This window comes from Micromonospora sp. CA-248260 (assembly GCF_050942205.1).
Taxonomy (GTDB): domain Bacteria; phylum Actinomycetota; class Actinomycetes; order Mycobacteriales; family Micromonosporaceae; genus Micromonospora; species Micromonospora antibiotica.
Genome location: NZ_CP192021.1, coordinates 2,640,014 through 2,663,290, shown reverse-complemented (window position 1 = coordinate 2,663,290; position 23,277 = coordinate 2,640,014). Strand labels below are relative to the sequence as shown.

The 23,277-nt window shown below is 69.8% G+C and carries 15 protein-coding genes and 2 pseudogenes; 6 read left to right on the top strand and 11 right to left on the bottom strand.

All coding sequences use genetic code 11. From position 1 onward, the window contains the following. Positions 1-7: 7 nt before the first annotated feature. The 6 genes and pseudogenes from ACQP2H_RS11710 to ACQP2H_RS11685 form a co-directional block, all read right to left on the bottom strand. Positions 8-244: a DUF5988 family protein gene (locus ACQP2H_RS11710; protein WP_219460225.1), complete on the bottom strand. Its 237-nt coding sequence runs from the start codon at positions 242-244 to the stop codon at positions 8-10. Positions 245-318: 74 nt separating this feature from the next. Continuing rightward, positions 319-3,189: a helix-turn-helix transcriptional regulator gene (locus ACQP2H_RS11705; protein WP_219460222.1), complete on the bottom strand. Its 2,871-nt coding sequence runs from the start codon at positions 3,187-3,189 to the stop codon at positions 319-321. A gap of 1,787 nt (positions 3,190-4,976) precedes the next feature. Next, a complete protein-coding gene (locus ACQP2H_RS11700) occupies positions 4,977-5,315 on the bottom strand; it encodes an SDR family NAD(P)-dependent oxidoreductase (protein WP_433232675.1) in 339 nt (112 codons plus the stop codon). Between the two features lie 230 nt (positions 5,316-5,545). Further along, positions 5,546-7,018 (bottom strand): RCC1 domain-containing protein, encoded by a 1,473-nt coding sequence (locus ACQP2H_RS11695; protein WP_433232672.1) that lies wholly within the window; start codon positions 7,016-7,018, stop codon positions 5,546-5,548. A gap of 362 nt (positions 7,019-7,380) precedes the next feature. Continuing rightward, positions 7,381-7,649 (bottom strand): annotated as a pseudogene (locus ACQP2H_RS11690) (transposase family protein); the annotation flags it as partial. A gap of 49 nt (positions 7,650-7,698) precedes the next feature. Beyond that, positions 7,699-8,349: a hypothetical protein gene (locus ACQP2H_RS11685; RefSeq protein ID WP_357537338.1), complete on the bottom strand. Its 651-nt coding sequence runs from the start codon at positions 8,347-8,349 to the stop codon at positions 7,699-7,701. 284 nt (positions 8,350-8,633) lie between these two features. Between ACQP2H_RS11685 and ACQP2H_RS11680 the strand changes: the two genes are divergently transcribed. Beyond that, positions 8,634-9,323 carry a TetR/AcrR family transcriptional regulator gene (locus ACQP2H_RS11680; protein WP_433232670.1) on the top strand — a complete coding sequence of 230 codons (690 nt, stop codon included), beginning with the start codon at positions 8,634-8,636 and terminating at the stop codon, positions 9,321-9,323. A gap of 11 nt (positions 9,324-9,334) precedes the next feature. After that, on the top strand, positions 9,335-10,234 hold the full coding sequence (locus ACQP2H_RS11675) for an alpha/beta fold hydrolase (protein ID WP_363822287.1): 900 nt from the start codon (positions 9,335-9,337) through the stop codon (positions 10,232-10,234). A 762-nt stretch (positions 10,235-10,996) separates the two neighbouring features. On the opposite strand, the pseudogene ACQP2H_RS11670 reads toward ACQP2H_RS11675, so the two are convergent. Then, a pseudogene (locus ACQP2H_RS11670) lies at positions 10,997-11,551 on the bottom strand (AAA family ATPase); the annotation flags it as partial. A 547-nt stretch (positions 11,552-12,098) separates the two neighbouring features. On the opposite strand from ACQP2H_RS11670, the gene ACQP2H_RS11665 reads away from it, so the two are divergent. Then, positions 12,099-13,514, top strand: a complete 1,416-nt coding sequence (locus ACQP2H_RS11665) for a transposase (RefSeq protein ID WP_219460198.1) — start codon at positions 12,099-12,101, stop codon at positions 13,512-13,514. A 115-nt stretch (positions 13,515-13,629) separates the two neighbouring features. Here ACQP2H_RS11665 and ACQP2H_RS11660 read toward each other — a convergent pair whose 3' ends face one another. After that, the gene (locus ACQP2H_RS11660) at positions 13,630-14,553 is read right to left on the bottom strand and encodes an AEC family transporter (RefSeq protein WP_363822291.1); all 924 of its coding nucleotides are present in this window, start codon (positions 14,551-14,553) and stop codon (positions 13,630-13,632) included. A gap of 860 nt (positions 14,554-15,413) precedes the next feature. Between ACQP2H_RS11660 and ACQP2H_RS11655 the strand changes: the two genes are divergently transcribed. The 3 genes from ACQP2H_RS11655 to ACQP2H_RS11645 all read left to right on the top strand — a co-directional run bounded on the left by ACQP2H_RS11655 (position 15,414) and on the right by ACQP2H_RS11645 (position 16,610). Then, a complete protein-coding gene (locus ACQP2H_RS11655; RefSeq protein ID WP_219460192.1) occupies positions 15,414-15,713 on the top strand; it encodes a tetratricopeptide repeat protein in 300 nt (99 codons plus the stop codon). Positions 15,714-15,715: 2 nt separating this feature from the next. Beyond that, complete coding sequence (locus ACQP2H_RS11650; protein ID WP_219460189.1) at positions 15,716-15,946, top strand: hypothetical protein; 231 nt, start codon at positions 15,716-15,718, stop codon at positions 15,944-15,946. 106 nt (positions 15,947-16,052) lie between these two features. Further along, on the top strand, positions 16,053-16,610 hold the full coding sequence (locus ACQP2H_RS11645; protein WP_219460185.1) for a dihydrofolate reductase family protein: 558 nt from the start codon (positions 16,053-16,055) through the stop codon (positions 16,608-16,610). 151 nt (positions 16,611-16,761) lie between these two features. Here the strand turns inward: ACQP2H_RS11645 and ACQP2H_RS11640 are convergent, their stop codons facing one another. From ACQP2H_RS11640 to ACQP2H_RS11630, 3 genes are read right to left on the bottom strand one after another with little or no spacing between them, the layout of a single operon-like run. Next, positions 16,762-18,306 carry a phospholipase D-like domain-containing protein gene (locus ACQP2H_RS11640; protein ID WP_433232664.1) on the bottom strand — a complete coding sequence of 515 codons (1,545 nt, stop codon included), beginning with the start codon at positions 18,304-18,306 and terminating at the stop codon, positions 16,762-16,764. After that, positions 18,299-19,489 carry a hypothetical protein gene (locus ACQP2H_RS11635; RefSeq protein ID WP_433232661.1) on the bottom strand — a complete coding sequence of 397 codons (1,191 nt, stop codon included), beginning with the start codon at positions 19,487-19,489 and terminating at the stop codon, positions 18,299-18,301. The genes ACQP2H_RS11640 and ACQP2H_RS11635 overlap by 8 nt, the downstream gene beginning before the upstream one ends. Continuing rightward, on the bottom strand, positions 19,486-23,271 hold the full coding sequence (locus tag ACQP2H_RS11630; RefSeq protein ID WP_433232659.1) for an AAA domain-containing protein: 3,786 nt from the start codon (positions 23,269-23,271) through the stop codon (positions 19,486-19,488). Before ACQP2H_RS11630 ends, ACQP2H_RS11635 begins: the two co-directional genes overlap by 4 nt. Positions 23,272-23,277: the final 6 nt, after the last annotated feature.

The following is a 23,277-nucleotide window of genomic DNA, read 5'->3' as shown; positions in this document are numbered from 1 at the left end:
CGGCCGGCTATTCCGCGATCCGCGACCGGTACGCCCAGCGGAAGACGAGCGGCTCACCGTCGCCGTCGTCGGGGCGTTCGAAGTGCTCGTAACCACCGTTGTGCGGGACTTTCACCTTCGGTGCGTCCGGCGAGACCCGTTGGGTGCGAAGCTCGGGCGGGAGGCTCGCCGGGCCGCCTTCGAGTGCGATCAGGACGGTGGTGCAGGGGTTTGTGGTGTCGTCCGGCTGGGGGGACACGGTCATGCGGATAGCTTCCCCGGGGAGGACGAACGAGACATGCGTCAGCTGACCCACAAAACCGGCCCGGGTTCGTCGAGTCATCCGTCATCGGGACCCGCGTTGCGGAGCACCTCCTGGGCGATCTGGTTACGGCTGCGCAGCCCGAGCTTGTGCAGGGCGCGGGAGATGTGCGTCTGGACCGTCCGGCGGGTCAGGAGCATCGCGGCGGCGATCTCGGGCGTCGAACGGCCCTCGGCGACGAGCACGGCGACGCGTCGTTCCGTGGCGGTGAGCGCCGCCCAGCCCGAGACCGGCCGGGCTGCGCGGGGGCCGCTGACCCCTCGGCGTACGCCCCTGCCCCGCAGCCGCGCCTCGGTGCGTCGGACGTCCCAGGTCGCGCCCACCCGGGTGTACAGGTCGATCGCCTCGGTGGCGGCCGCCCGGCACTCGTCGGTCGCACCGTGGCCGGCCAGCACCACCGCGAGGTCCTCAAGGGTCGCCGCCAGCTCGGTGCGGGGGCCGGCCGACCGGTAGTGCTGCACGGCCGTACGCAGCGGCTCGGGGTTCTCGGTGGCGAGGCCCACGCAGCGCTGACGCATGGTCGCGGCCCGCCCCGGCACTGGCTCGGCCTCGGTCCAGACCCGCGTCAGTTCGAGGGCAGCGGTCACGGTCGAGGAGTCCGTGCAGGCCGCCGCCATCCGGATGAGGTCGGCGAACCACGGGTGGTGGGGGCCCGTGCCGGAGTCGGGGCGGTGTTGCAGCATCGTGGCGAGCAGGGCGGCGCCCCGTTCCGGTTCGCCCTGCTGTTCGGCGTGTACGGCCCGGGCGGCGAGGAGGAAACCCTCGCTGTCCTCGTCGGTGCTGCGGTCGGCCGACACGTGCGTGGCGGGGTGCAGGTGCGCCTCGGCGAGCGCGCGGTCGTCACGGCGGACGGCGATCAGCGCGGTGACGCCCCGCCGCAGTAGCGCAGGTCCACCCCGGTGCAGACCCGGATAGAAGGGCCCGCAGGGATCGTCCGCGACCGGGGTCAGCGCCGTCAACGCCTCGTCCCAGCGGCCGAGCCAGTAGTGCAGCATCGCCTCGGTGACGCCGATGGACCCGGCGGCGACGTCGTGTGCCCGGCGGCGGATCTCATGGGACAGCCGCAGCACCCTGTCGGCTTCCCTCCACCGGGCCATGTTCTGCAGGCTCACCACCCGGCAGTGCAGGGCGAACATTTCCAGTTCCGGGTGGTCGGGGTGACCGACGAGGGCGGTGAGTGCCTGTTCGGCGTGCCGCAGTGCGGCCGGGTGGTCACGCCGGTCGGAGCGGGTGAGGGACAGCACGACGCTGGCGCCCGCGATCGCACAGTCGTCGCCGGAGCGGCGACCGGCGTCGAGGGCCTCACCGGCCAGTGCCTCGGCTTCGTCCGACCCGCCGGTGCCGGCCCGGCTGATCAGGGCCAGGGTGCCCAGGAGGCGTCCGCGCCACGGTTCGGGTATCGCCTGTCGGGTGAGCACCTGCCGCAGGATCAGCTCGGCCTCGTCGGTCTTCCCGCTGTTGGTGAGCGCGCGGATCAGCAGCCAGTGCAGCTCGCCGTGCGCGTCCAGCCCGGTCGACGACGCGAGGGCCTCGCGGGCCCGGTCGGCGGCCTCCTCCCACCGGCCCAGCATCTGTAGTGAGCGGGCCAGCGCGACGCTCAGCGAAGGCTGGTGCGGGTCCTTTGCCGGAAGCTGTCCGAGCTGTGCGCGCAGCAGCCGGACCGTGAGTCCCGGGTCGGTGTCCGCCAACGCGGGGACGGACCTGTGGAGCCAGTCGGGCACCCACCGGTTCTCGACGCCGCCCGCCGCCACCAGTTGGTGTGCCACGGTGAGCGGCTCGGCGGCTGCGGCGGCCAACTCCCGGGCCAGGTCGAGGTGCAGCGCCCGACGCAACGGCAGCGCGACGGCGTCGTACAGGGCTTGGCGGATCAGCGGATGGCAGAAGGTCATTCGTTCCCCGGAGCCGGCGAGGATCCGGGCCGCGACCGCCCGCTGCAGCACGTCGGCGAGGACCCGCACCGGCCGGCCCAGCACGACACTCAGGTCGGTGACGGTGAACTCGGTGCCGAGTAGTGCGGCGGTCCGCAACACGTCCCCGGCGTCCGGCACCAGACCGAGCCGGCTGGTCAACGCGGCGGTGAGGGCGGGAGGTATCCGGTCGTCGTCGTCACGTAGGTCCGCGTGTCCCGCCACGACTTGGACCAGGTCCTCCCGCACCAGGACGTCGGCCAACTCACGCAGGTAGAGCGGATTACCCACCGCCGCGCCCGACCACCGGCTGAGGGTCGGGCCGGGTGGCGCTCCGAGCAGCCCGGTCAGTAGCTGCGAGACCTCCGCTTCGTCCAGCGGCATGAGGCTCAGCAGGTGTTCGTGGCCCCGGAGGGTGTTGGCCGGGGTACGGGTCGGACGGGACGGGTCCTGATGGTGCGCGGCGATCAGGAGTAGGGGCAGGTGTTCGACGCTGGCGGCAAGGCGTCGCCAGACCACGGTCGACGCCTCGTCCATCCAGTGCGCGTCGTCGACGATGAGGACGGTGGGGCCCGTCGCACACAGGTCGTCGACGAGGGAGGCCAGCATCTCGGCCACGGCAGCCAGGGCCGACCCGTTGGCGGGGAAGGCTGGCGGTTGGCCGACCAGGGTCTGGGTGATCTCCGCCCGGGACGGGTCGTCCGGCCGCTGGCGGACTCCGAGGCAGGCGAGCAGGACGCTCAGTGGTGACTGCTGGGAAAGTTGGTCGGCGACGGCGTGGAACACCTGGTAGCCGCGGTCGGCTGCGGCCCGGGCGGTGATGGTGAGCAGTGAGGTCTTGCCGATGCCCGGCTCACCCACCAGCCGGAGCGCCGCGCCGGTTCCCCGCGCCAGCCGGGTCAGCGCTGTCTGCGTGAGGTTCCGCTCACGCGCTCGCCCGACCCATACCTCGGACCCGGACTCCGGGCCTATTCTCAGCATTCCCATCGAAGGTGAATTGCCGCCGGGAATCTCCCCGACGACGGATATCCTTTTCCCGGCCGAGCCGACTACCGTCACACCGTGTCGACCGGGAAATCAACTCTATGGTGGCCGCCGCACCGGGCCCGCAATACGCTGGCAGGCGGCCTTGATCGACCTCCACCAGATCAACGAAATGCCTGAGATCATTCGTTCCGACACCCTACGATGAGCCATCCTGATAGGAATTAGTCGAAAAATCAAGGGAAGCTCGTCGAGTCCGCAGGGAGTCGCCTCCCGGCGAACCAACAGGGCAGTTGCCGGATCACACAATACGTTTCGGTCAGGTTAATTTGTGATGGTCGGCCGACGCCGGGTCGGCGCACGGGCGGTGCCGTACCACCGAGCAGCCCTACGCCGCACCCGGAGGACGCGAGACGGGCGAGGTGAATTCACATCGTCATCGCGAGGAATTCCCGAATTCCCACCCGCCTTCACGTCGATTCCGGCGAGGTCACCGAATCAGCACACCAATCGCCACTTCGAAAAGGGGCTTGCTCTCCCAAGGTCGAGTTCGATGCTACAACGCTGCCCGTCGAATCCGATAGCCCTGAGTGAATCTTCACCCACCTTCGGTAACGGCCACCGACCACTCCCCCGCCCCTCGCCGTGAACGTGTGGAACGAACGCAGGCGGCGGGCCCCGTCCGCATCGTCTGACCGGGCAGGACAGCGGACCGGGCCAGGGCGGACGGATGAAGACCCAGCCGCCCTCCTTCCTCCGCAGCCGGCAGGGTTCGAGGGTGCCGGAGGGTGCCGCGATGATCGTTGTGGCGGTCAACCTGCCCCACACCGCCGTTCCCCTTGCGCCGGACCCGGCGGCGTACGGCGCGCACTGTGTCACCGAGACACTCCGGGATGCTGGTGCGTCGGCAGCCCCGCGCCTGCCTCGGCCGACTGCTGCCGCAGTCGCCGCCTACGGCGTGGGCGAGTTGGTCGAGCGCTCCCGCGCCGGGACGTGGTGTTGCGCAGGCCAGCGCGGCGTAGTGGCTGCACCTCAGCGTCCACCCGCTCCGACAGCTGACGGCGGGGGTGTCGGCCGACCTTTGCCGGCGGGGGCGATCGCGAGGTCGGTAACCTGGTCGTCCGTGATGCCGAACTCGAACGAAAAGGACAGTGGCCCGCCGGGGAAGTCGCCGTCCCCGGAGGCCACCAGCCGGTCGTCCGCGAACGAGGTCGGTGTGAGCACGATCTTGGGGTGATCAGGTGTCCCTGGATCCACTCGCGGATCTCGGTCCCGCCGGTCCAGGTTTTCCCGTCATCGCGCACGGTGGTCCCGTCGCTGAAGACCGCGGCCAGCGCGTTCGCGTCGTGCGCGTTGGTGGCTGCCATGAAGTTCTCGACCACGTTGGGCAGCGTGATGTCATTCATTTCCACTCTCCGGTTTCTCGGTGCCAGGACGCGAGGGCGTGCTGGTGTGTCCCTGCGGTACCTCAGCGGCACGATGCGGACCGCGCAGCACGGGACTGGCTTGAGGCGCCGACCAGGGGTCAGGTCGGCACAGACATGCGGGGCATTTCATCGGGTCGGCTGTGTAGGTGACTCGATCCCTCCTCCTGGTCGCGGCATGGCAACCCTCGCGGGTCGCCGACACCGCTGTGGCGACAGGCTCAGAAGTCCGCACTGCGTGAGAGCTTTCGTTCGCGCGCAGCTCCGCGAGTGCGTTCTCGTGCATCGCGACTACGGCGTCGTAGCCGGAGTTGCCGAACACGATCCGGTGCGGTGGAACGGGTGCGTTCATCGCGCTGATCACTGCCTGCACGCCACGAACGGGGTCACCTGCCTGCTTGCGTGAGCGTCCACGAACGCCGCCTTGACGGCCTCGACCATCGGCACGTAGGCGTCGACGGTCTCGTTCTGGAAGTAGGAGAAGGCACTGGTGCGGAAGGCTGCCGGCGCTACGGCGAGCACGCGCACCCCGAACGGCTCGACTTCCTCGCGCAGTGTCGCGGTGAGTCCTTCGATCGCGAACTTCGCCGCCGCGTAGTAGCCGAACCCCAGTGCGCCGACGAGGCCGGCCACCGACGACATGTTCACGATCCAGCCGTCGCCGCGTGCCCGCATGCCGGGGAGGACCGCGCGGATCACCTCGACGACGGCGAACAGGTTGAGGTCGAACGTGCGGCGGATGGTCTCGTCGGGGCCCCCTCGATCGAGCCGTACCAGCCACGGCCCGCGCTGTTGACGAGCACGTCGATTCCGCCGAACCGTTCCTCTGCTCCATCAAAACGGGGGGAACTCAACCAGCGTCACCAACATCGCCGCCACCACCCGACATCACGCCCGAGACGGCATCCGCCCGCTGGCACTACCCGGCATCACCTGACGACAGCCGGGCCCTGGGGTGCCAGGACCTGCACCGGAACGGGACGGTCACTAGTAGTGCCGTCGCCCAGCTGGCCGTGGTTGTTCAAGCCCCAGGCGACGACGGTGTAGTTCGGCTGTAGCGCGAGATTGTGATCGATGCCGGCGGCGATCGCCCGAATCAAGTACAGAAATCGACCGCAGGGCGCGACTTCCCCCACCGCACACACCCGCACCGGCGTCAGACGATTCACGCGAGTGCCGTCGCCGAGCTGTCCATAGCCGTTGTAGCCCCACGCCAGAACGCCACCGCTACTCAGCTGCGCCATACTGTGAAAACCGTTGGCGGCGATGTGCCGCACCCCGTACAGGAACCGGTCACAGGGTGCGACCTGCCCCTGCGCGCACACCCGCACCGGAACGAGCCGGTGGTTATCGCGTGTGCCGTCACCGACCTGACCCTCGACGTTGTAGCCCCAGGAAACGACACTGCCGCTGCCCAGCAACGCCATGCTGTGGAAAGCGCCAGCCGCCACGGCGCTCACCCCGTTCAGGAACCGGTCGCAGGGGGCGGTCTCCCCCACCGCGCACACCCGCACCGGAATGGTACGGAAATTGTCGCTGGTGCCATCGCCGACTTCACCGGCGCCGTTGAAGCCCCAGGCGACGGCGTGGCCGGTCCCCACGACGGCCAGACTGTGCCCTTCACCTACCGCGATGGACCTGGCCCCGGTCAGGAACCGGCCGCAGGGGGCGGACTCCCCCACCGCGCACACCCGCACCGGAACCGGACTCCCGGCGTACCCGCCGTCACCGAGCTGACCGAAGGCGTTGAAACCCCAGGCGACGACAGCACCGTTGCCCAGCAGAGCGAGGTTGTGGTCTGAGTCGCCGCTGGCGATGGCCCTGACCCCGCTGAGAAACTGGCTACACGGTGCGACCTCCCCCACCGCACACACCCGCACCGGAACCGAACGACTCGTGAAGGTGCCGTCACCAAGCTGACCTGTCACGTTCTGCCCCCAGGCGACGACCGTGCGGTCCCGGAGCAGGGCCACGCTGTGCACGAACCCGGCGGCGATGGCGATCACACCGGTGAGGAACCGGGTGCAGGGGGCGGCCTGACCGACGGCGCACACCCGCACCGGAGTGACACTCGGGTCGAGGTTGCCGTCACCCAGCTGACCTTCACTGTTTCGGCCCCAGGCGAGGACGGTGCCGTCCGAGCGCAGGGCAAGACTGTGTCCGTAACCGGCGGCGATGGCGGTCACTGCGCCGAGTTCGGCCGGAGCCTGCTGGGCCACCAGTCGCTGGGCCACCGCAGGCGCGGCGGTTCGACCGACCGGCTTCCCGTTCGCCCCACCGACCGAGGCGTCACCGACCACCACGACCAGAGTCAGCACCGCCAGCACGCTGGTGACGGCAGCGCGTCGGGCACTGCCGATCATCACGGCGGACATGTCTTCGGGAAAACAGAATTTACCCATCTCCCTCTCCTGACCGAGACAAATTCAATTCCTGGCCACCTGACTGCCCGGACCTTGGCGGCGGATCAGGCGCACAGCTGCACGGGCCCCGAATCCGGCAGGCCGCACAGGCAAGACCAGAACGGGGATAGGGGTGAGGGGCGGCAGGGATAACACGAGAATTTGAGTAGATATCACCTCCCTGGCAGGCGGCTCAGGCAACAGGGATTCGTGACCCAGAATATAGACCCGTACAACGTGGAGATAAATAGCCGAGTCGAATGAGTTAGATGCTCGCGAACGGTCGCGTGTCCTTCTCGCGTCGAACCACCGCGCGCCCGACCCCGGCCGCTCGACGTCGAATGCCGGCGCAGATCTTCACCCGTGTCGATGACTCGGCGCGCGGCGGGATGCGACACTACGAACAACGGCCCGACCTGCCGCATCGCCAGGTTCCTACGCCAGTAGACGGCCACCAGCAGCACCCGGCCGGGCAGATCGAGGGCCACTGCCGGCCCGGCCGACCGTCAGCGATCCCGTCCCCGTCACGCTCGGCGACGAGACGGATCAGCTTGCGGAACTGGTCGGGGGCCAGCCCAGCGAACGGGATGATCCCCTCCTGGCGGACCGGCCGAGTGCGGAGTGCGCCCACACCGCCAGGTCCAGGGGCCAAACGGTACGGTGGCACCGCTGACCCTGTGTCAGGGGCGGGCCGGGGCTGGGGTGGCGTGTTCGGTTCGGCAGCGGGGGCAGCGCAGTCGCGTTCCGGCAGCCGTGCGGGGCACCCGCAGTCGCTGACCGCAATCGCAGGTCAACACCGGGGCTGACGCCCGCAGGTATTCGTTTCGCTCACGGCGCGGCCACCGGGCGTGGCAGCGGGCGCACCACTTCGGTGGGTAGCTGTTGTAGTGGGCAAGACCGAACGCGCCTGCGATCATCAGGGTGGCAGGGACCAGAAGACCGAGCGGCGCGAGCAGGGCGGGCACGATCCCGCCGGCCCCGTCCGTTACCAATGCGGCGACGACCGTGAACACGGCCAGCGGCACACCGAGCAGGGTGAACCCGAAGCCCAACGCGAAGGCCAGCACCGACGGCAGGAACACCCACATGCCGCCGGTGGCCCATCGGCGGACGCCGTACCCGCCGCAGCGAGGGCAGTTGGGCGACGCACGGTGCGGCACGGCGTGCAGGACCTTCGGCGAAAGCCACTCGACGAGCCGCTTGAGGATCTCCTCGACCAGTTTGGTCGCAAGGGCCTGGAGAAACGAGTTGAGCATGGCAACCGCCTTCCTCGTTGCACGGGTCTGCCCGCGCTCAGGTCCGGGGCTGCCACCTGCCGTGTCAGCCAACACCCAGCGTGACCGAGCGGTGCCACCCTCCGCCCCGGCGCGCCGCTGCCGCGGCTTCGTGCCTCCGATCAAGGGCTTCGTCTCGCTCTCAGCGTCCGCCCTGGATTGCTGGGTGGTGAAACGGCCGTCGTCTACCCGACAGACGTCACCTCCCAGCACGGATGCCGGGAGACAGGCCGCCCGGCCACACCCTCTGATGCGGTGAGCTGCACGATCAACGCTTCTGGGCGAGGTACCGGCGGGGGTGTCGGTCGACGGTCCCCACATCCTGGTATACGATACGACACGTGGCGTATCGGAATGAAGAGTCGTCAGGGGCCCGCGGCCGACCGCGCGATGCCGAGCTTGAGCGTCGGATCACCGCGGCCGTACTCGAGGTCCTCGCTGAGCACGGGTACGAGGACCTGTCCTTCGAGGCGGTAGCTCGACGCTGCCAGACGTCGAAGGCCAGTCTGTACCGGCGATGGGGATCCAAGCGGGACATGGTCATCGCCGCAGTGAAGGCAGGGCCCGCCCAGCACTCGACGTCCCCGCTACCGCAGGAGGCAACCCTGCGCGAGGACCTCCTGAGCCTGGTGCGGCGGCTGGAACGCACGATGGCTGCCGCCGACATCGGCACCGCATTGATGCTGCTTCAAGCGGGGCTGAAAGACCCTGAGCTGTGCGACGCCATCGAGAGTTCCGCGGGTCCCACGGGGGCCAGGTTGCCGCAGGCGGTCATCGACGCCGCGGTTGCTCGTGGCGAGCTGCCCACCGGTGCGAGCCCGTTCGCCTTCGACGAGGTCGTCGGGTCGGTGCTGCTGCTCCGTCACGCGAACGGCCTTGCGGTCGACGACGCCTACCTGTCCGCGCTCCTGGACACCGTGATCATCCCTGCGCTCGTCGCCTCCTCCACCAGCGCCACCACGTTGCCTGCCGGCCTCTTCTCCGGCCATCCCGAAACCCGCGCCACCAACCGACCCCAGGAGGATTCGTGACCACACCATTCGTGATCGACAACGTCACCTACCGCACGATCACCGGCGACACCGGCGTGGACCTCAACGTCGCCGTCGGCGGCCAGGGGCCGGCCGTCGTGCTGCTCCACGGCTTCCCGCAGACCCACTACATGTGGCGCCACGTCGCCGGGAAACTCGCGACCGACCACACCGTCATCATCCCCGACCTTCGCGGTTACGGAGCCAGCGGCAAGCCCGCCGCCGACGACCCGGGCACCTACTCCAAGCGCACGATGGGCAACGACGTCATCGCCATCACCCGTCAGCTCGGCTTTGACCACTTCGGGCTCATCGGCCATGACCGCGGTGCGCTCGTCGCCGTCCGCACCGGGCTCGACCACCCCGAAGCAGTGCGCTACCTCGGTATCCTCGACGTCCTGCCGACCCTGGACACCTGGGCCGTCCTGCACGGTGTCAATGCCAAGGTCGCCTGGCACCTCTACCTCATGGCCCAGCCAGCCGGCCTGCCCGAGAAGATGATCGCCGCCGTCGGTCCCGAGTTCTTCGGCTCCTTCCTCGACGCCTGGGACCCCACCGGCACCACCTTCACCCGCGAAGAGCGCGACTACTACGTCGACAGCTCCGTCGCCGCGATCGACTCGATCGTGGCCGACTACCGCGCGACGGCCAGCATCGACCTCGACATGGACATCGCCGACCGTGAACGCGGCGCGCAACTCACGATGCCCGTCGGTGTCATCTCCCAGGACTGGGGCTCCCAGCTCGGCTTCGACGCCTCCGCGCTCTGGCGCGCATGGGCCCCGGACCTTACCTACCGGGCCACCGGCAGCGGGCATTTCATGGCCGAGGAGAACCCCGACGAGATCGTCGCGTTCATCACCGCGCTGGCCACCCGCGCTCCTGCCGCCCGCCATCGCACCGAAGAATGAGCCATGTTCATCGTGGGCGACGGCCGTCCCCGGCGGCGGGGAGGACGATGACGGTCTGCGCGGTCGGGGTGGCGCACCCCGTGGCACGTGCGCTGACCGGCAGGGCCGCTGGTCGGCGACCCGGTCGATCGTGATCGGCATGCGGTCGAGGACCGCGTAGGCCAACCGTGCGGCCCGGCGCATGGTGGCGGTGAGGTCGTCGGCGCAGGCGGGGAACGCGTCGACGGCCTGGAGCAGGTAGCGCCACCCGGTAGTCACCGAGACTGCGAAGCCGACCGCGAGGCGGTGGGGATGTCGCCGTCGCGCAGGTGCTCAGGACCATCAGTACGCGCTGCCGCCCCGGTAGCTAGCGCCGGCGGCCGCCGAATGTGCGACGTCGATCGCGGATGAGCTCGATCAGGCAGGTCAGGCTGCACGTGGACAGCGGAATGCTCGCAGGAACAGTCAGCACCGAAGCCCCCGTGCCCGGCAGCGCGTCTTGGCCAACCGCTGCCCTACCGGGGTTCCGTCCTGTCTGAAGCAATGACGCGCCGCTGAGCACCTGCTCAGGAACCCTTGAGCTCGATGACAACCGCTCAAGATGCCCAACCCCGGGCAACGGCTGCGGGCACCGGCGAGAGAGGTCCGACCGCTTCCGGGACGACTCGTGGCTGTCGCTGATGATCCCTAGGCTGGTCCGCCGCGCTGACGGTCACCGGGTGGGACAGGCGCGGCTGATGGTGAAAACCCTGGCCAGGGCCTTCCTGCCCCGCCTTCGGTCGTCCCCGGACCTGGACCCGCCGCTAGTGGTTCGAGGACGTCAAGGACCGCCTTCAGCCGGTTGTCGAGCGGTCCACCCAACTCCAGGACAGGAGTGTCGTTCCAGGCATCGAGGGGGTCGTCGTAGACGAGTTCCCGAAGCGCGTCGTTCATTCGCGAGCGGAGGCCGGGCAGCTCCGCAGCGGGCAGAACCCGCTCGCTCTCCAGCGTGATCACCACGATGACCAGTAGATCGAGCGTCGCGAACGCGGAACGCACCGCGGAGGCGTCAGCCTCCTCCACCGGGTCCGCTCCGGTCGCGGCCAGGTAGGCGAGATAGTCGAGCGGTGTGCGGTCGAACACGACCTTGGAAGGTGACAGCGACCGCATGCTCCGCACCGAGCAGGCCAGCATCGCCCGGTAGTCCTCCCGCGACGGCGGGAAATCGAACTCGTACCCCTGCTCTTCCAGGAGGTAGTACGGCTCGTCGCGCATGACATGTCCCGGCAGACACGCACACAACGCTTCGACAAGGGTGGTCTTTCCGATTCCGTGCGTCCCCGAGATCGCGACCCTCATTGCCCCATCCTTCACGATCCCGCTGACCCAGGCGTAGTCGGTGCCGCCCAGCCCGTTCGAGCGGAGCACAAACGTCTACCCATCGACCTCAGGCATGCGGGACGCGGCGTCGGCCGAAACTTCGGGCGCGGGGCGCAGGCCGGGCACGGCCCCGGGATCCGCCTTTCGGTCGCCACCGCCGTCGTCAGGGTAGATCGCCTTCACGCCACCATCATCGCGTGCCCATCCGCTCGGCGTACGCATCCGGCCTCAGTTCCTCGCGATGACCGCCGCGATCTGACACAACCGGGCCACGGCCAGCCCGTGACCAGGTCCGGATCGCCTACGACCACTGGCCCGACTTCGGACCTACTCGTCTCGACGGATCTGTCCAGCTGGCCTTCGGCGGTGGGTACCGTGTCTCGACGTCGCCGCGCCCGCACCGACCGTGGCCGCGCTGCCCGCAGGGGCAACCCGGACTGCCCGCAGGACCGGCCGGCGACCGGGGAACGGGCCGGTAGATCCGGCGCACGCTGGTGCGGACCCGCCCACCGACCGGGAGACAGGCGTGCATCCGCATCAGGACGTCCAGCCGGCACCATGGCAACACACGTTCGCCACGACCTTCGCCTGGATCGCCGAGCACCAGCCGGCGTTCTTCCAGCGCCTCACCTGGGCCGACACCCAGCAGAACAGCACCTGCCTGGCGATGTTCCATGCCTGGGCCGACGAGCAGGCCGCCCACACCGGCGTCGACCAGCTGCGCCGTAGCCTGGCCACGATCACGCTGCTCCAGCAGCACGCCAGTGGGCAGCTGGACCGGGACCAGCTCATCGTCGCGCTGGTGGACACCGTCCGGCCGCCGTGGGTCGACCACCCCCTGGCGGTGGCGTTCGGGGAGGTCGATCCGACGCTCGTCGCGGAGGTCGCCCAGATCGACGACATGTTCGCGCTGGTCGCCCGGTTGGCGCAGGTGTTCGAGGTGGACACCGGGTTCACGTTCGCCCTCTGGTCGGTGGCCGCCGAGGCCCTCGCCGGCGAGATCGCCGGGGCGTACCTGCCGTACTTCGCCGCAACCTGCGACGAGCACCTGCGGCAGTGGTACCTGACCGCCACCGTCGCGCAACCGGACCTGCCCGGTCAGCCCGGGGACCCGGCACCTGACGGCGGCGACCAGCCGGCGACCCGGTGGCTGGACTACCTGGACCCCGACCAGTTCCCGCAGGTGCTGGCGGACTGCCCGGACCTCGCCGCCGACATGGCCGACTACAACACGCAGGCGTACGCGTTCAGCCTGGCCGGGCCGTACCAGGAGGAGTACCGGTCATCGGTGCACGACGCCATCGCCCGCGTCCTGGCCTGGTACGCCCACCGTCAACCGGTGATCCTGGGTCGCCTCCAGGCGTTCGGCGGGCCGCAGGGGCAGCCCGACGATCCGGCGACCGCCCACCTGCTGGCCCTCGCCCCGCAGTGGGAGCAGCTCCGCCAGGCCTGCGGGCTCCTCACCGCCGCCCTCGAACCCGGCTTCACCGGATATCCGCCGGCCCAGCCGTTGCCGGTCCGGGAACAGATCGCGGCGGCGGCGCGGGCCCGGCTGTCGGCCAGGGAGAGCCGGCAGGGTGGTGCGGGACCGCCGGAACCGGTCGAGACGCCGAGAGCCGTCGAGACGCCGCGAGCCGTCGAGGCGCCGCGACCACCGTCCCGCCGGCCCGAGCGGGTCGAGCAGCACGGGCCGTCGACTCTGGCCGGCATCACCGACGAGCAGTGGCGGCAGGTCGCGGCGATCCTGCCGGGCGGCGACTCGCATCGGGGCCGGCTGCACGACCGCCGGCTGATCGTGGAAGCGATCTACCACCGCAGACGCACCGGGTGCACCTGGGCGAACATGCCCGCGCACTATCCACCCGGCCCGACCGTCGCCAACTACCAGTCGACCTGGGAGCGCGACGGCACCATGCGCCTGATCGAGGCGATCCTGGGCTAGGCTCCCCCGGCCAGATTCTCCGGACCAGCTCGCCGGGCGATGATCGGCAGGTCTGGCCGCCAGCGCCACGGTCGGTATCGCTCAGCATCGTTACCGGACGTCTCCGCCGACGGACCTACCTGAGCAGGGCCGCTGCCGCGGCCAGGGTGGCCAGCGACAGTGTCGTGGTCAGCAGCACCGCGCGGCTGGTCACCGCCTCGCCGACGTCGTACTCCTGGCCGAAGATGAACGTGTTCTGCGCTGTCGGCAGGCCCGCGCACACCACCACGGCGAGCAGCTGCGGCGCGGGCAGGTGCAGGGCCAGCCCTGCCGCGTACGCGACGGCCGGCTGCGCGACGAGCTTCAGCGCGGTGATCACGGCCAGCTCGGCCGGCGCGGCCCGATCGCTGCGCGACGGCGTCGTGTGGTGCAGCGACGCGCCGAGCGCGACCAGGGCGGCCGGAGCTGCGGCGCCCGACAGCAGGGTGAGTGTCGCGTCGGCCGCCGACGGCAGCCGCAGGCCGGCAGCCGAGCAGGCGACACCGAGCAGCGACGCCAGGATCACCGGGTTACGTACCGGCAGGGAGGCGATCCGCCGGACCCGTATCCGCCCGGCGGGGTCGCTGTGCCGGTCCAGGGCGACCAGGATCACGGGTGCCACCACCAGTACCTGTAGCAGCACCACCTGCGCCAGGAACGCCACGTCGCCGAGTACCTGGGTGGCGATGGGGATGCCGAGGTTCGCCGAGTTGACGTACCCGGCGGCCATACCCCAGATCGGCCGCTCGCCGGGCTCGCGACCGAACAGCCGGCTCGCACCGAACCACCCGAACCCGACCACCACAGCGGTGCTCGCCGCGAAGGCGAGCAGCGGGCGGCCGGCGAACCCGGACAGCGGCATCCGGGACAGTGCCAGGAACAGTGCGGCCGGCATCGCCAGCTGGAACACGAACCGGCCGAGTACCGCCGCCCCCGCCTCGCCCAACAGACCCCACCGACAGGCCGCATAGCCGACCACGGTGAGAATCCAGATCGGCACGAACGCCGACACCAGGCTCATCCGGGTGTCACCGGCGGGCGGACGTCGCGCTGATCCAGTGACCGGCGAGTGTTCGGGGCGGACGAGCCGAGAAGCCCGATCTCCGCTCGGGCGTGGGTGTCATCGACCTGCCGCAGGGTGGACTCGGTCCCCTGGCCCTCCACCACGCTGTCACGGTCGTCAGAGACATCGACGCATCCACGGCCCGGGAAGTCGCCGGGCAGCCCGAAGCCACCCACGTGCACGTCGATCGGGAGACCATGCCTTCAGCGTCGCATCCCGTCCGGACCGGGCAAACATCCACTCATCCGCAGCTCCACGGGGCGAGCTCATCACCTACGTGTACGCCTGCCGGACAACGCCCGCTACGCGTGTCGCCGAACCCGATCGTTCCCGCCTCGGTGTCGTGGCCAAGGTCAAAACGTATTCGACGCCCCAATGACGGTGGCCGTTCCTACCGCAGGCCGACCCTCGTGCATGGTGATGGTCATGCCCGGCTGCAGGTGTCTCCAGAGGGGCGGGGACAGCGGGCCAAGGCGGACCGACCCGGTGGCGCCTGGTGGCAGCGTCGCTGCCGGCTCCACCCAGAGGCGTGCCACGAGCAGATCGGGATCGCCCGCGGCCGTGCGCCTGCCGACATCCCACAGCGGTCGGAGGATGCCCTTGCCCGGGATCGGCGTACGCCGGCCGCCGTCGGCGGGCCGCGCTCGGACACCTCCTGGAGTCCCTCGGCGTTCCCGCCACCAGCATCCCGACCGACCTCGACCGCCGGGCCGCCAGGTACCGGGCCGAGACCGCAGGCCGCAGGCTGCTCATCCTTCTCGACAACGCTCCCCGCCTATCGCCGCGTCGGCGACCGATACGGCGAAGCGTCCACGCTGGTGAACCTCGGCAACGCCAACACCCGCCCGGGCCACTTCGACGAGGCGTACGACCAGTTGCTCCGCGCCGCCGCTCTGTTCCGCGAGACTGGCGCCGTAGTCGGAGCGGCCGCGGCCCTGACGAACCTCGGCGACGTGTGCACCAGCCTCCGGCGGCACGACGAGGCAGCCGGGCATTTGTCGGCGGCACGTGACATCTTCCGGTCGGCCGGCCACGTCTACGGCGAAGCAGTCGCGCTGACGAACCTGGGCCGGTGCACGGCACTCGCGGCGACCACGCGCGGGCGATCGGTGACCTGACCGTGGCGATCCGCATTCTGCATTCGATCGGGCACCGTTACGGGGAGGCGAGCGCACTCAACATCCTGGGTGACGTCCTGACGGCCGCGGGGCGTACCACCGAGGCGGTAGCCCGGTACGCCGTTGCGTTGTCGATCGCCACCGCGACCGGTGACCACGACGAGCAGGAAAACGCGCATGAGGGCATTGCCCGGGCCCGACGGAAGGCGGTACCCGCCTTCGCGGATGTGTGATTCACGGGCTCCGGCAACGCACGACTATGTGCATCGTCCTTCAGTGCTGTTCTCGGCTGCATGTCGCGCCCGAACTGCGACACCGGGGGCGTTAGACTCGCCGGCCATGGGACTGCTCACCTTTGGCCTCAACATCACCCTGGACGGTTGCGCCGACCATCAGGAGGGGGTCGTCGACGACGAGACGCACGCCTTCTTCACCCGGCTCATGGACGAGGCCGGGGCGATGCTGTGGGGTCGGGTCACCTACGAGATGATGGAGAGCGCCTGGCCGGCCGTCGCCCGCGGTGACCAGGAGGCGCCGCCGGCGATGCAGGAGTGGGCGGCCAAGTTGGAGGCCAAAGCCAAGTACGTGGTGTCGTCGACGCGCACGGACTTCCCGTGGACCAACAGCCACCACATCGTCGGCGATCTGCGCGAGGGCGTGCAGAAGCTCAAGGACGCGACCCCGGACGGGGTCCTCCTCGGCAGTGGCAACCTCGCGACCGAGCTGGACCGGCTGGACCTGATCGACGAGTACAGGATGCTCCTGCACCCCCGGATCGCCGGTCACGGCCCGAGGCTGTACCAGGGCGGGCTGCCCAGCACACGCCGACTCGAACTGCTCTCGGCGAAGCCGATGCGCAATGGTGTAGTGGCCCTGCATTACCGCCGCGCCGGCTGATCGCCGGAGTCCGCCTGCAACCGAGCACCGGTGGAGCATCCACCAATGCACCCCGGCTCGCCCCGTGGAGCGACGTACCCCTGCAGGACTGCCTGAACTGCGAACTGGCAATGACGAAGTTGGTAAGTCGGTTGGGCAAGACGTCAACCGATCAGGGCGTTCGCACCCTGAACGGGGAGGCGCAGAGGCCTCGACGAGGGCTGGGTCCCGCACCCCGGGCCGGGCGGGCGGCAGTCAGCCACAACTCCAGCTGCTCCGCCGAGGAGCGCGCACCTCCCGGCAGCAGATCGAGCTGATAGCCGCCGGGTTCCCGTGAGGGCGTCAGGATCAGCTGATCACGACCGCTGTACAGAAGGATCTCCGCGCTGTCCGGCTGCTGCTCGAACAGCACCGGCCCGTCGCCGGCAGCCAACACCGCCAACCCCGGACCGCGCTGCACCTCGACCACCGACGACCGCCACTTAGTGTTGAGCGCCTCGGCGTAGATCGACTCCGCGAGTCGACCGAGGGTCGGATCGCGGACGAACTCCAGGTCTGCCTCGGCGATCACGTGGCGGAAGTAGCGGTCCGCGTCGGCCAACGCCGCCGTGCCGTCTAGCCGCATGCCCACCTCTGCCCCACCGAGCAGGCCATAGTCGGTGAGGAAGTTCGCCGAGAACAGAGCACCGTCGCGGCCGTCGGCGATCACCGCTTTGGCGTGCGTGAGCCGGTCGGCATGGATCTCAACGCCAGCGGCGGCGAAGGCGGTGGCCTCCGCACGCGCCGCGCGGATGTGGTTTCGACCGCGCATCAGCAACCGGACCCGCACCCCGCGCTCGACTGCCCGACGAATCGGCTCGAACAGGATCTCCGGTCGTGCCGTCATCCGCGGCAGCGGGTACGTCATGTTCGCCACGCTGAAGGTGGCCAGCAGCAAGTCGCTGCGGGCGTTGTCGACGGTCTCCCGGATCGCTTGGAGGATCGCGAACTGCTTGCCGTACGTCCAGATAGGGCCGTTGCCAGCTGGCTCAGCGATCGTGCCGTGCCGGTCCACCGCCCGGGACTGGACCAGGTAGTGATCGCGGTCGGGGGGCATCTCCCATGGGCTCTCCGCCCACAACCGAGCGAAGAGTCGGGCCAGGTATCCGGCGTGGGCGGGGTCGGTGACGACCACGCCGTTTTCGCCCACAACGTCGAAGGACCGGGTCACCAGATTGGCGCTGGAGACCAGCGCGACACGGTCGTCAACCACGACGAACTTCGCGTGCACACCGGGCCGGCCGCGCACGTAGATGCCTTGGCGGGTCAGTTCCTTGAAGTTCCGGTACTCGGTCTGGTCGTCGATCGACATACCGTCGTCGACCTCGTTGATCGCCTTGTCCAGGCCCTTGTCGTCGAGGGCGGACAGCACGTACACGCCGCCTCGCAGCCTTGTCGCGGCGCGAACCAGCGCCTCGGCGACCGCGCGGTCGCCGAGGAACAGGGTGCCAACGAAGATCTTCTCGCGAGCGCCGTCGAGCATCGACAGCAGCTCTCCGCGGATCGTCGAACCCCCACCTTGGTACGTCCAGCAGTGGCGGTACGGCTCCGCCGGGTCGGCAACTGCGCCGTCGAACGGGGTCCGTCGCGGCGCGGACGATCGGTGGACGAAGAAACCACCGGTCACCACCCGGTCTGCGAGCGTGACCACCTGCCGGTCGGTAGCCGCCTCAGTCATAGCAGAAGTCCCGGTCACGGCGCAGCGCGTAGACCTGCGGCCAGTGTCCGCTTGTCCACAGCAGGTCAACCACGTCGTCCTCGGTGACGTCGTCCGCCGCCAACTCGTATGCGGCGCGAGCCTGCTCGATAGCGCCGCGCAGGGCGTCGGGGTCGAGTGAGCCGGGTCCGGGGTTGCGAAGCCGGCGGACGGCGTCGTGTCTCGCGAAGACCCGCCGGGCGGCCGGTTCGGCCGCGATCAGCCGGACGTTGACCCCCAGAACGCAGGTTTCCGTCCGAATCTCAAGCCCAACGGTGGGTGTGAGCGGCAGCTCCGACCCCGCGGCCTCGGCTGCGGCGGCGTCGAGGCGGTACACCCAGTCGAGCGGGCCTTCCCGTTCGACGGTCACCGTACCCCCGGAGTCGACCCAGGCAGAGCCCGCGTGAGCTGCCTGGTCCGCGAGCGCCGTCCACTCGGCCGCCTGCCGGGTCGCCCCGTCCAGCGGCAGCGACACGGGTGCCTTCCCGCCAGACTCCCGCACCTTGAGGACCAGCTTCCGCGCGACACCGGCACCGCTGATCCAGCCGGAGCAACGGTACGCCGGGCAGTCGGCCTCGATCCTCATGGGCTCGGCCGGCTCGACAGCGTCGACGATGTCGTCCGGCAGTCCGATGACGTCCCTGGCCCGGATGCGTGATCGCAGCAGATCAGTGAAGTCGGACACCCCTCCCGGCATCGGTGCATGTTCGGCCGGGGCGCCCCGGTGCAACGGCGGTGGCGTGGTGCCGCGCGATCCCGGCGAGTAGGCGACCAGGTCACCGGTGTGCGGCAGAAACAGGAAAGTCATGGTGACGGTCCGGTACTCGGGGACGGTCAGCCGCGCCAGCGCCGCGCCGGCCACCTCGGCGACCGCCCGGTACCCGCCGCCGTCCACGTCGAGCAGGCCCAGTCCGGTCAGCCGCTCGGCGATCCGGGTGACCACCTCGGCCGGTATCCCGGTCACCTCCGCGACGTCCTCGGGCCGCATCGGTGCCAGCATGATCGCCGACTCGACGACTAGGCGATCGACGACCGTCAACTCCTCGTAGACGAGGCGGACGACCGGCACCGAGGTCCAGAACAGCATCGGCACCAAGGCTTCTCGCACCACCACCGTCGCATTCTCGGGCACCTGGATCGGGGGCGTCCACTTGAAGGTGATCATCCCAACTGCTCGATCCGCTGGAAGTTGTCGTCGGTGTCGAACAGGTCGAGCAGGTGGGCATAGAACCGACGGGCGCGGTCGTCAGTACGCAACTGCCGCAGTGTCCGGCCGTGGCCGACCAGCACCAGCGCGCGGCGGGCCCGGGTGCAGGCCACGTTCAGCCGATGTATGTCCTGCAACCACTTGCCGTACCCGGGTCCCACCCGGGACAGGCTGGCCCGGGTGAAGCTCAGCAGCACCAGGTCGCTCTGCTGGCCCTGGATGCGGTCGACGACGTCGATCACCTCCCAGTCGAGCATCGGAAGCCGCAGGCCGAGCAACCGGTTCTCCAGTGCCCGGGCCTGCGCGCGGTAGAACGACAGGACGCTGACACTGATCGGGGCCCGCAGCTCCGCGTTGTAGATCTGGCACGCCCGAACGATCATCTCCTGCTCGCGGACGTTGACGAACCCATGGCGTACCTGCTCGTCGGCGGCATCCTGGTAGTGGCTGGTGTCCAAAAACAGGGCGGGTCTTTCGAACCGACGCGGGAGCACCAGCGGGGTGACCCCGGCGGCGGCGAGTTCGGCGTCGGACGGCGAGCGATAACGGCCACCGTAGACGGGTCCGTCCACGATCCGGGCCAGTGGGGCGATCATCCGACGTTGCAGTACCAGAGGCTGTCGCAGTCGCGGGCTGCACACCCCCACCACGCGTTGGAACAGGCTCTGCGCCAGGTAGCGGCGCATCGACAGGAGGAGGCGCCGGTCGATCTCCGTTTCGTCCCCGTTCCGGCTGAACCGCTTGTGGACCTCGGCGAAACGGTGCCGGAAGACGGTGGCCCACTGCCCCGACGCCTCCAACGCGGCGGCCTCCCGACCCACCGAATCCGTCCGGAAGGCGCGTTCCCGTTCGTCCTCCTGCCACAGCTCGGCGAGGTCTTCAACCGCCCGGTCGAGGGTCGGTGCCGCCGTGCGGGCGAGGCGGTGCAGCGCGGTGAGCGCGTGCAGGAAGTGCTCGTCCCGCTGCTCGACGTACGGCGGAAGTTGGTGTTCGTCGCCGACCAGCACCCAGCGGCGGCTGCGAACGGCGCCGATCAGGAATTCACTCTCGGTCACCCGGCTGGCCTCGTCGACGATCAGCGTGTCGTAGTCGGTGTGCCGAACGATGTCGCTGCCACGGCCCACGATGCCCTTGGTGGTCGCGCAGACCAGATTGGTGGCTCGGATCAGGGACTGTGTGACATCGTCCACGAACTGCTCGTCGGTGCGCTCGGCAACCAACTCGCGCCAGCGCGCGTCCAGGGCCGGCAGCCGCTCCAGCACATGCTGGCGGCGCTGTAGCTGCCGTTCGAGCTCGACCGGATCCTCGCCGGCCGCCACCAGCCGATCACGTTCCCGGGTGGCCGTCTCCACCACGGCCCGGGCCGCCGCCACTCCCTGGACGGCCATGTCCGCCTGCCAACCCAGGTCGACGAGTTCCGCGTGCAGCGCCTCCGCCCTCGAACGCAGTGCCGTCACCGACTCGTCGAACGCCTGACGGACCGCGTGGAGGCTGTCATCGTGTGCCTGCCGCTGCGCTGCCGCCAGCCGGAGTCGCCCCACCATGTCGACGACCGGTGCCAGACCGACCTGTGATTGACGGTCCGACCCGTACGCCAGCCGGCCGTCGACGGCCAGGAGCGCGTTCAACGCATCGCCGATCCGCCGGACGGCCACGGCATCGCCGAGAGGGGGTCGAGGCAGCTGGCCACCGAGCGCCGCGACCACACTTTCGACGGCATCCACCGCAGCGGTGCACCGGGAGTTTGCGGTCTGCAGCCTGTCCCGAGCGACCACGTTCTGTTCTCCCAGCCGGGTCCGTTCGGCACGGCCGTCGCGCAGCAGCCGTTCGTGCGTCTCCACCAGCCATCGCCGTTTCGCCTGCTGGTGGACCACTGCCTCCTGCCATCTGGCGACGTCCCGCTCGGCCCTGGCGTCCTCTCGCCGTGTCCGGGCGATCCGGCCGCGGCCCAGCCGGTCCGCCATCCGGTCGAACGGAGTCGCCCACTGCTTCGCCACGTCGAAGTGCATCCGTGCCTGCATCGCCACCTCCCGGGCGGACAACAGCGCCTCCTCGGCATGGGCGACGGCACGCTCCGTTTGCACGATCGCGGCAGTCGACCGGGCCACTGCATTCTCGTGCCGCGAGATCGACGCTCGCCACGCCCCGTCGGCGTACCGGTACGCCTGTGCCAGGTGAGGGAGAGCACCGCTCACGGCGACGAGGTCGGTAGCCGCCTTACGCAGGATCCTCAGGGTCGGTTCGATCTCGGCCCGCTCCTTGGCCTCCCACTCCGCCGCCTGGTTGAACGCGTCAGCGGCGGCCGACAACGTGGCCTCCTGCCGCTCCTGTGCCACCCGCAAGCGGTCGAGTTCCGGCTGGAGCCGGTCCCGCCCGACGGTGAGCCGCTCGTCGGCCTCGCTGGCCAGTTGGCTGGCCGCCGTCAGGTTGGCCAGGGCCGCCGTCAACCGGTGCACCGCCGCGCTGGCTGTCGCGACCTCGGTCAACCGTTCCCGCACTCTGGACAGTTCGCGCTCCCACCGCCCCCGCTGCCCGTGGTCGCCGGGGCGCATGATCCGCCGAGCCTGCTCGGCACCGACCCGGCTCGGCAGAAAAGCGTGCAGATCCTCGTCCACCCGGTCGTCGCTCCAGGTAACCCGGAGCGGCCGGATGCCTGGCTTCCGCCCGATCCGGCGCAGGGCCTCGTCGACCGCGACGTGGGTCGGCGCCAGCAACAGCACCCGTTCACCGCAGGCTACCAGTTGCCGGATCACCTCGCCGATCACCTCGGTCTTGCCGGTGCCCGGTGGCCCCTGGACGAGGAAGGCGTGCGGGCTGCCGATCGCACCGACCACTGCCCGACGCTGTTCGTCGTTGAGTGCCGGCACATCCGGATCGTCGTCGCAGAAGTAGACAGGGGGCGGGGCCAGCTCTGGGAGGGACAACGCCTGTGGCTTACAGAGCAGCCGGGCCAGGTCGTCCCAGGCGCCTTCCACGTTCTCATCTCGGAACCGGGCCAGCGCCTCGGCGTTCTGCCGCATGCCGAAGGGGCGGACGACCGACAGGGTGACTGCCTCATCCCGCTCGAACACACAGTCGGACGGCTGGGCCACCTGGACCTGGCCGCGCCGCACCGACAGAACCTCGGTGTTGTACGCCCCGCCATCTGCCCGGGTCAGCCGGACCCGCTTACCGCGGAAGCCGTCCACACCGTCATCGGTCGAGTCGACCAAGATCGCCGCCTGTCGGCCCGGCTTCGGGTGCGTCGGACGGGCCAGCCCTCCGATCGTCTCCTCGGGCTCTTCAGCACGCTGCTTGAGCAGGTCGATCAGCGTGCCCAGCTCGCCGTACTGCAGGCGCACCTGGGCGTGGAGGTCGCCGTTGCCCTGCCTGGACGGGCGTTGTCGCGAACTGCGGACCTGCCGCTTCCGGTCGAGCAGGGCGGTTTCGATCTCGACCAGGTCGCATTCCGGCTCGTCCCAGACCATCCCGAAGGTCACCTGCTCGGGTACTGCCCGGAAGGTCCGCGGCACCGTAGTGGCGGTCGTGATCGATACTGCCTCGGCCAGCCAGACTCCCGAATTCTTGCCCTGCCGTCGCCGCAGTCGCAGCTCGAACTCGGTGCCGCCGAGTTGGAAGAGCTCGTTGCCATGTCGGGATGGACGCCGGGCCAACCAGAAGCCGGCAAGCAGGTCTCGGGCCACGCCGTCCCAGGAGCGGTCGGGCGGCGGTGACAGATGCGGTGGCCGACTGATCGTCATCTCGCC